Genomic DNA, 12,583 nt, shown 5'->3' with positions numbered 1-12,583 from the left:
TATTGTGACGGTCGCAATCTTGTTGATAATATCTGCATATGAGCACTCCGAAGCCACAGACCGAGAATCAGCGCGCAATTGAAGATGGCGTCCGCACTGACTTCAAAAACACGATGTCCTACGGCAGCTACCTTGATCTGGAACGCATCCTGTCAGCACAGCATCCGGTCAGCGTTCCCGAGCATCACGATGAAATGCTCTTCATCATCCAGCACCAGACCAGCGAACTGTGGCTCAAGCTCATGCTCCATGAACTCCTCGAGGCTCGCCGCCTGCTGGGCCTCGATGACTTCGGCAAGGCCCTGAAATGCCTTGCCCGGGTAAAGCACATCCAGAAGACCCTGACCGAGCAGTGGTCGGTCCTGGCGACCTTGACGCCGCGCGAATATGCACAGTTCCGCGACTTCCTCGGCTCTTCCTCCGGTTTCCAGTCCTTCCAGTACCGCGCCGTGGAGTTCATTCTGGGCAACAAGCATGAAGGCATGCTCAAGGTCCACGAGGCAGATCCAAAGGCCCACGAGCTACTGTCCAAACTGCTTCACGAGCCAGGTCTCTACGATGTGTTCCTGGCCGCCCTGTCCCGCCACGGTTACGACATTCCCGAAGACGTGCTTTCACGGGACTTCACCAAGCCTTGGGCATTCCAGGAGGCACTGGTGCCAATATTCAAGGATATCTACGAGTCCGAGGACACCCGCTGGGGCTTCTACCAAGCCTGCGAGGACCTGGTAGACGTCGAGGACAACTTCCAGGCATGGCGCTTCCGCCATATGCGCGTTGTCCAGCGCACCATCGGATTCAAGCGCGGCACCGGTGGCTCCTCGGGCGTTGACTTCCTCAAGCGCGCCCTGGACCTGACCTTTTTCCCAGAGCTGTTCGCGGTGCGTACCGAAATTGGCAAGTAGCACCTCCCTCACGGCTCTGAGCCTCGATGACTTCGAGGCGAGATGCGGAAGCGCCACCTCGATTATCCGCACAATTACCGGCCTCTATATACGGCATGAGAAAACTCCGGTGGCGCGCACCCGAATAGTGGAACTGGCACATGCTGCCGGAGTTTCGGTCCCTGCGGCGCAAACCGCCATCTCCCGACTGATTGACCGGGAAGTGCTGGAAGCAGCGCAATCTTCCACCTTGCGCGTTTCGAGCGCGGCGCAACAAATGTTCGAGCGTGGCACCAGAAGAATATTCACCCCGCGCCAAATGTCAGGCAGTGATCCCTGGTGCCTGGTGGCCTACTCGCTGCCGGAGACCTTGCGCTCCTTGCGCCACCAGGTACGCAAGCATTTCTTGCAGCTTGGCGGCGGCACGCTCGGCTCCGGATTATGGATTTTCCCCGAGTACCTGCGAGAGGAAGTATCGGCGGTGCTCAATGCCCTGGGAGCCAGGGAACACGCGACGCTTTTTACCGCCCAGCAACCATACTTCCCCGGAACACCGCAGCAGGCTGCCGGGCAGTGGTGGGATCTTGAGCGCCTGGGCACGCTGCATCGAGCGTTCCTGGAGAGCACCGCTTCCCTGGATTCCAGCGACATTGCTCCGCCCAGTGCTTATCGGGGGTATGTCACGATGGTCGATTCATGGCGTGCTCTGCCCTACCTTGACCCCGGCTTGCCGGAGTTCATGCTGCCCGCCCACTGGCCTGGCGATGAGAGCAGGGAACGTTTCTTGGCACTGTCCACCGCATTCCAGGAATCGGCCTTGCTCTTCGCACGCTCGCTTCTGGCTTCCTAGTTCCAGACTGGTTCATCTTCTCCATACGGAGCAGGCGGACCAGGGTAGTCCAGCCCCTGGCCTGCCATGCTGAAGGAGCATAACCTCTAGTCGGTAAGATGAGAACTTGATCTTCGTCGAACTGAATGAGGGAAAATGTAAATTAGTCAAGATCGCTCCCCGCGCATCCGCGATTCTAGTTTTGGAAGGCAGTCTGGTGCGCTAAGAAAACTTTTATCTCTATTTTCCGCTTTCACCGTAATGTTCCTGTTGCTGTCATTTCTCACTGCTGTGGACGCCCAGGCATCTTCCACGGACAAGCCGGAAACCAGCATGCGGGTATTAAGCGAAGTAGAGGTGGGATCAACTGCACGTGGCGTAATCGTGGGAGGCAACAAACTCACACGAGTCTGCTCTCCTAAAAAGTGCGTTTCCGTCCCAAAATCAAAGATCTGCACCGTTGGTTGCGGATGTGGTAAGGCTATTTATAAGGAATACAAAGGCTATTGCTCATCATCTACAGCCTGCTTTACCTACAAGGGCAAAAATTACGTATACACAGGGTTTAAGCCCACTGCTGCTCAAATGCCCCAAGCGCGTAAGTGCGCTGCAGGGCTAGGTGTGACTTGGCTCGGAGCTATTGCCGGCGGTCCTCTAGGGATTACAATACTAGGAGTTTCAGTGACTCTCTGGAGTTGCGGCTAGGAGAATATTCAATGAACAAAAGTTCCATTTCACCCCTTATTGCTTGGGTATTTTCTGCGCTCTTTCTTCTCATCGGAATCTGGCAGATTAGTACCAATGCGTTTTGGCAAGGTGTCGCGCTTGCTGCTTTAGCACTAATTTGGGCCGTCGTAGCCTTACGACAATCCCGAAAGGCAAAGGTGTAAGGCTAGAAATACCCAAAAGCTACTAATCAACCCCTCATAGATTTTGGGTCTTCCCACAGACATAAGTGTTTGAGCATTATCAGCAAATCGTACAAAACGTTCGGCTGGAAGGCTCCAGCCGAACGTTTTGGTTAGATAGGTTCATTTCGCGGGACCGAAAACACCCCAATCGTAAGGGGTGGTTTCCGAATCCCTCGAATATACGATGCGAGGGATCTCGACGTCCTGTAAATACCGTTTGCAAAACAATGGCGAAGCTTCCGCAAGACCCGAAGTCTTCGGGTGAGAATCCTTGCCAGTTGCCACATGCGAACCGATGTAATGGCTTTTAACCATTGCAATACCCCGCGCCTACGTACGTCGGATGTTTGCTGTGAATGGAACGGGTCAGAGGTCAGAGAAAGTTCTATTTCTGGCGGCGAATCGCGCTACCGTCGGCTATTTACTTTTTACAAACCATCCTACTTTTGTGCTGAAGTGGCCTACTTTTATTTGATCACACACGTTGTAGTCACATCCGGCTCTGCCAATGAAGGAACGCAGTATCCATCATCTCCAGACGCCACGGCAGCATCGTGCCCTCGGCTCGCCTTTGGTGCTGGACATGAAGCCAGACTCCGAGGATCCGCTCGGCCTCCGAGGAATAGTTCTGATACCTCGGCGTCCGATGATAGGTAGCCGCGAATTCGATTAGCGAGGTCAGCCGTGCCCGCCAGGCCTCATCCAGCTCCTGCTGGTGCACATCGATATTCCAGCCTGTGAGGTCCTCTAACAAAACGCTCTTAGGGATAGACATTGAGTTGTTGCGGTGGGCTCGTCGCTGCTCGAGCACCCACCGGTGCATCCGTGACTCTGCTTCTTCCCCGTCGTGGTGCGGGAGCCGGCTGTGGGTTTTCTGGAATTCCAGGACTTCGGCAAGTTTCTTGCGCCATCTGACCGTCGGACGGTCCGGTCCCCTGACTGCCAGTGCTGCTTCATGTTTTCCACGAAAACCGGGTTCATAGTGCTCACGCCGCTGCAGGTGGTAGTGGATAGTTGCTGCACCACGATGGCACAGGTCAGTGATCTCGCGGGCAGTCAGACTGGCAAGATGCATTTGGTCCCATTCAGGATGCCTGGATACTTTCCAGCTAACCATGGCTCCAGGCTACAACACAGTGAACAGTGTGGGCTTGCGGCTGAGGCAGCCTGGAATTCGAGTAGTGCGGGCAACGATATTTCATTGCCGGTGGGAGAGTATCACCGGAAATCTTCAGCCGTTCGGGTCCATGCGGTTGCCGCTGAGCCCGGCGGTGCCGGCGGACGGGTTAGGTGTCAGAGTTGCGGGACCAATGATGCATGAGTCTTTGCTGGGCTTGCTGTTCGCTCAGTCCTGAAATCTCTTGTGTGGACAGATGAAGTTGTTCCATGAGCGCAGCTTCCATCCATTCGGGCAAGACAGATCCCCGTGCGGGTTCAGGTGTGGCTTCAACGGATTCGTAGAGCCTTCCCATCTGGACAATGACGTCTTTGAGCGATTGAATCTTCGGGTCATCGCCCATGCGTGCGACCCGTGAGGTGAGCTCATCGTAGACCTCGCCATCCGAACGGGCGCCAACAGCCCAGACCTCGGAAATATCAAGAATTGGGCGGCCGGATGCGTCTTCGGTAATGCGCCATACGATTCTCCAGTCGCGATCGCCAACGACCAACTTGCGGAAACCGACTAGCGCACCGAGCAAGGGCTCGCCAGCCTCAGGAGATTTTTCGAGTAGCAGCATCTTCTTGAACACGGATCGCACGATCTGTGGATCCTTTTTGTGAAGACGATGCAGGTCAGATACTGCGTCTTCAGTTAGCCGGACGATGCACAGGCGGTCTTGAGGCTGATTCACGAATTATCAGACTGGGCTTCTTCGGCGTTTTCCGCCTCAAGCTCTGCGCGGTTCAAATTAAAGAATTCCATCGCATGGTCGAGCGTCGTGCGCACGCCGCTATCAGTGGCAAAGCGTGCCATCACCAACGCAGCATCGCGAAGAGTATCCCGGTCATGGCGCAGCTGAGCGATTTCCTTCGCGGAAACGACTTCGGCCACGACCTTGCCATGGCGCGACAAAGGGGTATCCCGGCCCTCTTCGGCGGCGGCGACAAGCGCAGAGAGTCCCGCACGTGATGCTTCGGTGATACTCAAAGTAGTCATATGAAAAACTATATAGATTTCTACCTAGATTTTCTAGGGGTTTCCATTCGGGAGTAGCGGAAGTTTTGTCAAAAACGGCGTCAGGAACGACTGAAGGGCATGGCGCCGATGGAATATCGATGCCATGCCCTTACGGCCTAATGCGGGACCATGATTTAGCTAGTCCAATTTTCGGGACCAATTTCATATCCCGTACATTAATCCCGCCCTTCAAAAGGAATGCGGCACAGAAATTAACTAATTCTTACACCCTTGGCCGCAACAGCATAATCGCCAAATGAGTAGCAAGTATTGTGGTTCGACACCGGTCCGCGCAAGGTGCTCCAGTAGTGCTGGTTCCCGTAGTAGTACCGGGTCTGACCACGATTTGCGCCAGGGCAGAGGTAGCGAACATTGTTGTACTTACTTATGTTGGCTTCTCCCTTGTTGGCGAAGCAAAGCACGTTTTTTCCGTCCTGGCCACGCCAGCGGTACCAATCAATGCGATTACCGCAGGTCACGATGTTGAACCGTCCCTGATTTGATGCCGCTGTCTTTCGAGAGAAAGATAGCAACCATGCCCAAGAAATACCCTGCCGAAGTTCGTGAACGCGCCGTAGCGATGGTTGTGGACCGGCTCTCCGAGTACCCTTCCATTTATGCAGCGTGCAAGGCCCTGGCTCCGAAGCTGGATGTCGGTCCCGAATCATTGCGTCGCTGGGTGCTCCAGGCCCAGGCCGACACCGGTGAGAAGGACGGCCCAACCACTACCGAACTCGATGAGCTCAAGGCGTTGCGGGCGGAGAATCGGGATTTGAAGGAAGCCAACGAAATCTTGAAAGCTGCCTCAATTTTCTTCGCGAGGGAACTCGACCCTCGCCGCCGCCAATCTGCCGATTCGTTGATGAGCAGCGGGCCGAAGGTCATGCGGTCGAGTCGATCTGCGCCGTCCTGCGTGAGCAGGGCGTGCAGGTTGCCGCACGAACCTACCGGGCCTGGAAAACAAGGCCTCCGGCCCTGCGAGCAGTTGAAGATGCGAAGGTCATTGACACGTTACGCAGCCTCAAAGTGTTAGACGCTAAAGGAAGACCGAAGCCATAAATCCTTTATGGCCGGCGAAAGATGACCGCTTGGCTGCGGCGCAACGGCTTCCCCGCGGTCTCCAAACACACCGTTGACCGGCTCATGCGTGACGAGGGCATGAACGGCATGATCCGGGGCCGCAAGACCCGCACCACGATCCCTGGCAAGGATGGACGCAGGGCCGGTGACCTGCTGAACCGAGACTTCACGGCAGAGGCACCAAACCGGATTTGGGTCACGGACTTCACCTACGTGCCGGTGTATTCCGGGTTCGTCTACGTGGCGTTGGTGATCGATCTGTATTCGCGGGCCATCGTCGGCTGGGAAACCTCCACTGTGAAAGACACCGCTTTCGTGGAGCAGTGCCTGAAAATGGCCCTGTGGCGCCGAAAACACAGCAATAGGCCGGTTGACAAGGGGCTTTTGCATCACTCGGACGCGGGAAGCCAATACACCTCGATCCGGTACAGCGACACTTTGGAAATTGAGGGGCTGGTTCCGTCGATTGGCAGTGTCGGCGACGCTTACGATAATGCCGCAGCGGAGACGGTGATGGGCTTGTTCAAGAACGAGGCCGTGGCCAAGGGTTCACCGTTCCGTACTGGTGCGTTGAAGACCGAATCCGACGTCGTTGAGGTCGCCTTCGGCTGGGTCTTTTGGTACAACAATGATCGCTTGCATTCCTCGCTGGATCACCAAACTCCAGAGGAATTTGAGCGAGCCTACTATGATGAAATGACAGGCTCGTTACCCGACGCAGCCGCACATAAGACGGCGGCATGATTTCCGGGACGGTTCAAATACGTTCGTATTCCGAGGCGCCACCTGCAGTCAGAACTTGCACTAGCGGACGTGGTCCCTACTTGGAATTGGCTATTAATTGAAAGAGGACCCTTTGAAGGGACTAATGACGATGCTTGTCTCTGGGCTGACATTGGCGCTGACCATGGCTGCGATGCCTTCTTACGCATCACAAGATACGGATCTAAACCTAAGCGATGTCAAGAGCGCTTCGCCTATTCCAGCAGCCGAATCTGCGTCTCTTCTGAAAGACAATCCGTCACCGAAGACGATCACTTTATCAAACGGGGTGATTGTACCTTTCAGTGCAGACGACCGTACGAGTGCTGAAGAGGAGGCATTCCGCAGTGAAGTGTCATTGTTGGTAACTCTCGATCAGCTAACGTCAGCCAAGATGAATGAGCTGGGCCTTTCGGAGCCGGCAGAAACTCTGGCGACAATCCCAGTGACAGTAAAACCCAGCGATTTTCTTCTTGGGGTAGCTGAACCGGCCAAGCTCGGGTGCCGTGTTACCAAGCCTTCGTCGAGTGCAGGTGACATAAATATTTCTCGCCCCCAGATTGTAAAATCTGGGACAAAGATTTATGCGTATGCTCGATACAATTGGAAGAATGCACCCTTTTCCGAGTGTCCACGCGGCAAATCTCAGATCGGTGGACCCGACGGGCTAGCAATTACGTTCAACCGCGCCGTCACCAACAAGGGTGTTTCCTTTGTGGGGTGCAACAGCTATAACAAGTGTGAGAAAACTGGATGGCTGGAAACCAACAATCAATATGGTGCGGGTTGGGCGTTCCAGGATTGGGGCTACGGCGCGCTTTACGGACACAGTCCTACATATAAAGGAACTTTGACCTATACGCTAACCACGAGTTCAACTAAATGCCTTCAAGCTTTTGCGAAATATGGGCATTCTTGGAACTCTACAAAGCTGACCGGTTTTAGTATAGGTAAGTCTTCAATCGGAATCTCATGGAATACGAGCTCAAATCTATGGCAGAAATCAAGCCAAGCCGGGTCTTACCGATGCTAGGACGCACCTGGGCAAAGGGATTAGCCCTTGCATCATTTGCTCTGATCGCAGCTGGTTGCTCAACTTCAGATACATCCCAGTCACTATCTGTGGATGCCGTCATGGATGTTTGTGCAAAAAATGATTGTTTTACCGTAAAAGTTCCTGCGAACCTTTCAGTAACGGTCAACGGCCATGAAGTGAGCATTCCATCTTCCAACGGGTCTGGGACAGTGGCTTTGGAATCTGTCGGTGCTGTCCAAGTGACGGCACGCTGGAATTCGTTTGAGAAGACAGCCGATCTGATGATAAGTGATGGATCAGCGGAGTCAGTCACCATCAAGTTTGATGAAATAGCGAGAGTAACCGAACTATAGAGAAAAGTCTGAGGTCAAACCCCTGATTATTCTGATAGTCTGCATCACACGGCTGAGGTTTCTGTCGCGGTGCTGGTGATGGTTGATATCGTCGGAGCCGTCCAGGATTGCTGAATCCCCATGAGGGAGAGACCTCATCTGCAACGACAGTGGCTATGATTGTTCATGTCTCAACAGACTCTTTCGCATGGAAGCATCCCGCGGTCTTTGCAGGATGCTTCCATGTTTAATGCCGAATCCAGAAAATCGCACGTGCCATCCATGAGTCGGTAGAAAGAATTGTCCAGTGAGTCCGCGGGATTTCACCTGCACTTCCTCACCACGGCCTTTGACCTCCCCACCGCCAACTCCGAGATTGCCGAAGATCTAGTGCAGCTCGACGACTCTCCCGTCATCGACTACACCCACTTCTCCCTCGCGTTGAGCCGATCACGCAAGTTCGCCCGATGGGTGAGCTGGAACATCGACGGATTACGCATGCAGTTGCTCTCCCGTGCCGGTATCAACTTCACCAAAGAGCAGCTACGGACCCGAGTGGAAACTTAAGAAATTTAGCTAAAATACCAATGACGGGTGTCGGCCCCCAGAGTCATCCATACCTTTCCGAAGTCCCCCAATCTGCGTCGTGCCGTCCGTATGAGGAACCTTCACCGGACATTTCGTTGGCCGGCCATCCGCACCGAGAACGGGATTCGGAGGATCTTCTTCTAAGACGGTCCTCCGGGATGGGTAGACTCTCCTTCAACTGATCCAGGACGGCTCGGTGCAGGTTGCGGTGATCGAAATGACCAGGCAAAGGGGAACGCGAATGAGAAGGGTCCTTCCATTTAGCCGCGAGTCGATGAGGCTCCATGGCTGATCCGCTGAACGACATCGAACTTGAGATCATCGAAAACGGTGAAGACGACTGGGTCCTTTTCCTCCACATCATGGGGATCATCAACGAAGCCAAGGGAAGCGTCCTGACGGAGGACGAGGCCATTGCAGAGGCCACAGGATCTGCCTTGGCCCTGTGCGCCAAGGGGTATGCCCAGCTCGGGAGATACACCGGACCTACAAGTTTTGTGCCGTGGCCCGAGACCGGTGATGCGCTCCGCACTCGGTTGGAGCACGAGCTGAAGAATCCGCCTCCCGGGGAAGGCCACGAGTGCAATCTGATGTACATCATGCTCGATATCCTGCCTGAAGGGCAGAAAGCCAGAGACGAGCAGTCCCGGTAACCGAACGGCTAACGGGAATGGGCATCCCCTAGTCGTTAGACTGTCGGGCAGGAGAATGGAGGGGTGATGTTATTTCCTTGCAGCGACCAAGAGGCCGCAAAATGGATCACGACCGGCGTTGAGCACTGGTGGAATCTGGTGACGCTGGGCCCGCCGGGATTCCCGGCGTATGCGCGGCTGCGATTCATCCCCAATCCAACCTACGAGGGTCAGCCCGAAAATGATGCTGCGCGCTGGAATGACACCCTCTCAGACAATGATCAGCTCCGCATCACGGTGGGGACGTTACTGCAGCCCACCAGCTCGTCCACCGAGGGATACCTGCTGATATGGGACGGTTGGGGTGGTGACTCGTTCCCCGATCGGGTACTGCGCACGTCCCATGTGGTGGTCCCGAACCGTGAGTACTACCTGTGCAGGGTCTCGCTGCAGGACTTCGTATCCGGTGCGATCGAAGACTCGTGGCAGACTGAAACGGGTCACACCATGCCGCACCCTGCGTTCATCTGGCCTTCGGACCAGTCTTGGTGCATCACCTCAGACGTTGATCCCCATTGGGCTGGCATCGGGGCTGAAAAGGCGCTGATCGACCCGCTACTGACCGAACCACGTCTTGACATCGTCCGTGTCGAGCCGAATCAAAAAGTGCCCTTCTACCACTAGGGGGGGCGGCGAACCAACGAGACGGAGGGAAAGCGCCCGCAGCAGTAACCTTGACTGGGACACCAAATACGATCAGTTCTGGAAAGTATGGAATCCTGTTTTTGCAAGGTAAGGAATCCTACGCATTGCGTGAGAGGCTTTGAGCGTGACCATTGACATCGAAACCATGCTCTACCGAATTACTGCTCAAACCTTTGACCAGAATTTCATCGTAAAACCCGAGGATTCTCTAGACGACGGGTATCTGCACGTTATCCAAGTGAAGTCCACGTTAGGAACTGAACGCGCAGCCATTTTCCGGGCCACTTATGAGTGGGTGGATGTCTGGATTCCCGAGTTGAGGGTAGGCGCAACTATGTTCGGCTATGGGGACGTGCAAGAGGATAAAGAAGATGACCTTCGAAGACTGTGCATTGCTACCCGCATCTATCTTGAAGGAGGAGCTCACGTCGAACAGCGCAAACGCATGTTTCGAAAGGATCTTATTCCTCTCGTCATAATCGATGTGGATGGCCTGGAATGGCGACTAGGTAGAAACCACTGTGTGGTTCCCTATCTGTAGAAAAGTATCCATGGTCGATGGCAGGCAACTAGAGTGACAGGATTTCCCAGTAGCGTACTGGTGCATGCTTGTATATTGGTCCCATGCGCGCCATAGAAACAGTTCACGCGGAACCACGTGACTCGGATGATTCACCCCGTTATCGAGTCAATTTTTGGGAACAACCTCGTCCTGGGTACGGCTGGAACTTAGATGCTTTTGTACTGGTTGAGGTGCAGGACGTATCTGAGGCGCTCGGTTGGGTGGAGGAACACGCAAATGGGCGGTCCTTCGAACTGTTCGCAGAAATGGACTCCGAGCCCGAGAAGCCGTTCGGTGCTCCGCGAAAAGCATCTCTTGTACGTCTCCTTGGAAGCAACCCCAATGCCGGTTAAACCTGCGAGGGCTATGAACAATTGACGTTCGGATCGCAGCGCTAAAAAACGCTACGTGCGCTTCCAGCAGAGGAATGCTTAGCGGCCATCTTAATGGCATGGAATGCGTTTTGTCCGCCACATTCTGCAGTCCGTGCCTGATTACTGCCGAAAATAAGGGTCACTGGCAGAAGGCGAGCCCGGCCCTGTTGGTTCCCACCCGTGAAGCCGAACCATGCCAGTTCCACCTTCATAGATGTATTCGACCCAGACCACGGCATAGCGGCCGTGGCGGTTTGCTTCTGCCCATGCGAGGACATCGACGATGCTTTCTGCATTTTCAATGCGGTTCTCATAGCTGGCGCAATTTTCGTCCCAGAAATCTACCCGATACACGGGATCTGTATTTTCCTGACTGACGTATCGAGGATCCACGAGAGTTGCCTTGATTTTTTCTTCACTCATGCTCACAATCTATCCCGTTCGAGGGTAATCATGCAGGAATTCTCGACCTGTCCCTTAAGACGAACCTTGACTGGGACACTTGCATCGCAGCAAGGAAAAAAGAACGGCCAACCGTCAAGACTGCATCACGCCGTTATCTAGTTCGAATACGTAAAACCCGCTGTTGAAAAACCAGGCGAGAGACGTTGCTGGATTATCTAATCTTCCCTGCCACCCTGGGAGACCGATAACAGTTGGTATCATTCCCAACGCTTGCACGCGTGTTGTTGCTTCATCGAGAATATTGGGCTCTCTCACCTCCGGCATGCTGTCCGTGATCTCCCACAGGTGGCAAACAACTGCATATATCCCTGCGGAGTCATTTGTGACGTCAGAGTAATCCACGAGATCGAAATAGAATCCATCTTTCATACTTCATTCTCTATGAAAGCGAAGGATTTAATCGACAACGGTAGCGAACCCAATTGGCTCTCATATACGGAACCCTAAACGGGTCAGGGGCATCAATCGATGGTGGACGTTGGGGCACGTCCACTTTTTGTAGCGGGGATTATGTGTTTGTGCGTTTCTTGTGTGCAGCGCCCGCTATGTTTCGGAGCACTTCCAAGTTGTGTTTGAGTGCTTGATCGCCTTCGTCTGTGCTGGCAATCCAAGTCTTAACCCTGCGGCCTGATTGGCGTTTGTCAATAGTTATGAAACCCGCATCTGCAAGACGTGTGAGGTTCTGGGAAAGACTGGAGTCGGAGAGATCCACGGCATCACGCAGGATGTTGAACTCACATTCATCGACGGACCGCAGATAACCCATGATAGAAAAACGAACGGGTGAGTGGATGAGAACATCCAACTCAAATCTCGCATGGGTCATCAGGTGGCCTTTGCGCCTGAGCGGAACTTCGCCGCTGCCATGAAGAATGGTGTCGAGGCAACAACAGAAAGCGCCATGCCTAGCCAGAAGCTTTGAACGGTGCTACCGAGTGCACCGATAACCGCATTGAGAACGAACCAGCAACCGACCGATATGTTCAGGGCGTTCCTGCCGCCACGTGGCGTGGCCCGCATTCTTCCGATAAACCAAGTAAAGCCGAGTATCAAGGCCAAAGAAAAACCGACGACGTAGAGCCGAGCAGGCAGACCCCACGGAACGACGATTCCACCGGGAATAACTACCAACCCCAAGAGAAGACATGCCCATGGGAACCAACTTACGTCGGCAAGGGCGCGTTGCTGTGCACTGTCGGCTGCGTCGAGTGAATTAGTTGCATTTGTTGGATCGGCCATAAAGA

The 12,583-nt window shown here is 54.2% G+C and carries 15 protein-coding genes and 2 pseudogenes; 10 read left to right on the top strand and 7 right to left on the bottom strand.

Annotated elements, in window-relative coordinates; genetic code table 11:
* The first annotated feature begins 38 nt into the window (after positions 1 to 38).
* Both kynA and ACWICV_RS10760 read left to right on the top strand, forming a co-directional pair.
* The gene (gene kynA / locus ACWICV_RS10765; protein WP_332728464.1) at positions 39 to 905 is read left to right on the top strand and encodes a tryptophan 2,3-dioxygenase; all 867 of its coding nucleotides are present in this window, start codon (positions 39 to 41) and stop codon (positions 903 to 905) included.
* A gap of 109 nt (positions 906 to 1,014) precedes the next feature.
* Positions 1,015 to 1,734 (top strand): PaaX family transcriptional regulator, encoded by a 720-nt coding sequence (locus tag ACWICV_RS10760; protein ID WP_332489148.1) that lies wholly within the window; start codon positions 1,015 to 1,017, stop codon positions 1,732 to 1,734.
* A gap of 1,380 nt (positions 1,735 to 3,114) precedes the next feature.
* Here ACWICV_RS10760 and ACWICV_RS10755 read toward each other — a convergent pair.
* The 3 genes from ACWICV_RS10755 to ACWICV_RS10745 form a co-directional block, all read right to left on the bottom strand.
* On the bottom strand, positions 3,115 to 3,741 hold the full coding sequence (locus ACWICV_RS10755) for a hypothetical protein (RefSeq protein ID WP_454091001.1): 627 nt from the start codon (positions 3,739 to 3,741) through the stop codon (positions 3,115 to 3,117).
* Positions 3,742 to 3,910: 169 nt separating this feature from the next.
* A complete protein-coding gene (locus tag ACWICV_RS10750; protein WP_454091000.1) occupies positions 3,911 to 4,477 on the bottom strand; it encodes a type II toxin-antitoxin system RelE family toxin in 567 nt (188 codons plus the stop codon).
* Positions 4,474 to 4,782 carry a type II toxin-antitoxin system Phd/YefM family antitoxin gene (locus ACWICV_RS10745; RefSeq protein WP_400291405.1) on the bottom strand — a complete coding sequence of 103 codons (309 nt, stop codon included), beginning with the start codon at positions 4,780 to 4,782 and terminating at the stop codon, positions 4,474 to 4,476. The genes ACWICV_RS10750 and ACWICV_RS10745 overlap by 4 nt, the downstream gene beginning before the upstream one ends.
* Before the next feature lie 69 nt (positions 4,783 to 4,851).
* On the opposite strand from ACWICV_RS10745, the pseudogene ACWICV_RS10740 reads away from it, so the two are divergent.
* The 8 genes and pseudogenes from ACWICV_RS10740 to ACWICV_RS10705 form a co-directional block, all read left to right on the top strand.
* Positions 4,852 to 4,923: pseudogene (locus tag ACWICV_RS10740) on the top strand (IS3 family transposase); the annotation flags it as partial.
* A 415-nt stretch (positions 4,924 to 5,338) separates the two neighbouring features.
* Positions 5,339 to 6,627, top strand: a pseudogene (locus tag ACWICV_RS10735) (IS3 family transposase).
* A 124-nt stretch (positions 6,628 to 6,751) separates the two neighbouring features.
* The gene (locus ACWICV_RS10730) at positions 6,752 to 7,678 is read left to right on the top strand and encodes a hypothetical protein (RefSeq protein ID WP_400291407.1); all 927 of its coding nucleotides are present in this window, start codon (positions 6,752 to 6,754) and stop codon (positions 7,676 to 7,678) included.
* A complete protein-coding gene (locus tag ACWICV_RS10725) occupies positions 7,639 to 8,034 on the top strand; it encodes a hypothetical protein (protein WP_013350275.1) in 396 nt (131 codons plus the stop codon). Before ACWICV_RS10730 ends, ACWICV_RS10725 begins: the two co-directional genes overlap by 40 nt.
* A 279-nt stretch (positions 8,035 to 8,313) precedes the next feature.
* The gene (locus tag ACWICV_RS10720) at positions 8,314 to 8,580 is read left to right on the top strand and encodes a hypothetical protein (RefSeq protein ID WP_400291409.1); all 267 of its coding nucleotides are present in this window, start codon (positions 8,314 to 8,316) and stop codon (positions 8,578 to 8,580) included.
* A gap of 305 nt (positions 8,581 to 8,885) precedes the next feature.
* A complete protein-coding gene (locus tag ACWICV_RS10715) occupies positions 8,886 to 9,254 on the top strand; it encodes a hypothetical protein (RefSeq protein ID WP_133833155.1) in 369 nt (122 codons plus the stop codon).
* Positions 9,255 to 9,317: 63 nt separating this feature from the next.
* A complete protein-coding gene (locus ACWICV_RS10710) occupies positions 9,318 to 9,917 on the top strand; it encodes a hypothetical protein (protein ID WP_454090999.1) in 600 nt (199 codons plus the stop codon).
* A gap of 145 nt (positions 9,918 to 10,062) precedes the next feature.
* The gene (locus ACWICV_RS10705) at positions 10,063 to 10,479 is read left to right on the top strand and encodes a hypothetical protein (protein WP_454090998.1); all 417 of its coding nucleotides are present in this window, start codon (positions 10,063 to 10,065) and stop codon (positions 10,477 to 10,479) included.
* A gap of 515 nt (positions 10,480 to 10,994) precedes the next feature.
* On the opposite strand, the gene ACWICV_RS10700 is transcribed toward ACWICV_RS10705, so the two are convergent.
* The 4 genes from ACWICV_RS10700 to ACWICV_RS10685 all read right to left on the bottom strand — a co-directional run bounded on the left by ACWICV_RS10700 (position 10,995) and on the right by ACWICV_RS10685 (position 12,578).
* Positions 10,995 to 11,297: a hypothetical protein gene (locus ACWICV_RS10700; RefSeq protein ID WP_400291413.1), complete on the bottom strand. Its 303-nt coding sequence runs from the start codon at positions 11,295 to 11,297 to the stop codon at positions 10,995 to 10,997.
* A gap of 114 nt (positions 11,298 to 11,411) precedes the next feature.
* Positions 11,412 to 11,708 (bottom strand): hypothetical protein, encoded by a 297-nt coding sequence (locus tag ACWICV_RS10695; RefSeq protein ID WP_400291415.1) that lies wholly within the window; start codon positions 11,706 to 11,708, stop codon positions 11,412 to 11,414.
* Positions 11,709 to 11,847: 139 nt separating this feature from the next.
* The gene (locus tag ACWICV_RS10690; protein WP_400291417.1) at positions 11,848 to 12,165 is read right to left on the bottom strand and encodes a transcriptional regulator; all 318 of its coding nucleotides are present in this window, start codon (positions 12,163 to 12,165) and stop codon (positions 11,848 to 11,850) included.
* Positions 12,165 to 12,578 (bottom strand): hypothetical protein, encoded by a 414-nt coding sequence (locus ACWICV_RS10685; RefSeq protein ID WP_400291419.1) that lies wholly within the window; start codon positions 12,576 to 12,578, stop codon positions 12,165 to 12,167. The genes ACWICV_RS10690 and ACWICV_RS10685 overlap by 1 nt, the downstream gene beginning before the upstream one ends.
* Positions 12,579 to 12,583 lie beyond the last annotated feature (5 nt).

This window comes from Glutamicibacter sp. NPDC055354 (genome assembly GCF_053644955.1).
This window is presented reverse-complemented; position numbering and strand designations above follow the sequence as displayed.

What these genes read in the sequence shown, in the direction of transcription:
- kynA (WP_332728464.1), top strand. Translation starts at nt 39, where the DNA reads ATGAGCACTCCGAAGCCACAGACCGAGAATCAGCGCGCAATTGAAGAT.
- ACWICV_RS10755 (WP_454091001.1), bottom strand. Translation starts at nt 3,741, where the DNA reads ATGGTTAGCTGGAAAGTATCCAGGCATCCTGAATGGGACCAAATGCAT.
- ACWICV_RS10745 (WP_400291405.1), bottom strand. Translation starts at nt 4,782, where the DNA reads ATGACTACTTTGAGTATCACCGAAGCATCACGTGCGGGACTCTCTGCG.
- ACWICV_RS10730 (WP_400291407.1), top strand. Translation starts at nt 6,752, where the DNA reads ATGACGATGCTTGTCTCTGGGCTGACATTGGCGCTGACCATGGCTGCG.
- ACWICV_RS10725 (WP_013350275.1), top strand. Translation starts at nt 7,639, where the DNA reads ATGGCAGAAATCAAGCCAAGCCGGGTCTTACCGATGCTAGGACGCACC.
- ACWICV_RS10715 (WP_133833155.1), top strand. Translation starts at nt 8,886, where the DNA reads ATGGCTGATCCGCTGAACGACATCGAACTTGAGATCATCGAAAACGGT.
- ACWICV_RS10700 (WP_400291413.1), bottom strand. Translation starts at nt 11,297, where the DNA reads ATGAGTGAAGAAAAAATCAAGGCAACTCTCGTGGATCCTCGATACGTC.
- ACWICV_RS10695 (WP_400291415.1), bottom strand. Translation starts at nt 11,708, where the DNA reads ATGAAAGATGGATTCTATTTCGATCTCGTGGATTACTCTGACGTCACA.
- ACWICV_RS10690 (WP_400291417.1), bottom strand. Translation starts at nt 12,165, where the DNA reads ATGACCCATGCGAGATTTGAGTTGGATGTTCTCATCCACTCACCCGTT.
- ACWICV_RS10685 (WP_400291419.1), bottom strand. Translation starts at nt 12,578, where the DNA reads ATGGCCGATCCAACAAATGCAACTAATTCACTCGACGCAGCCGACAGT.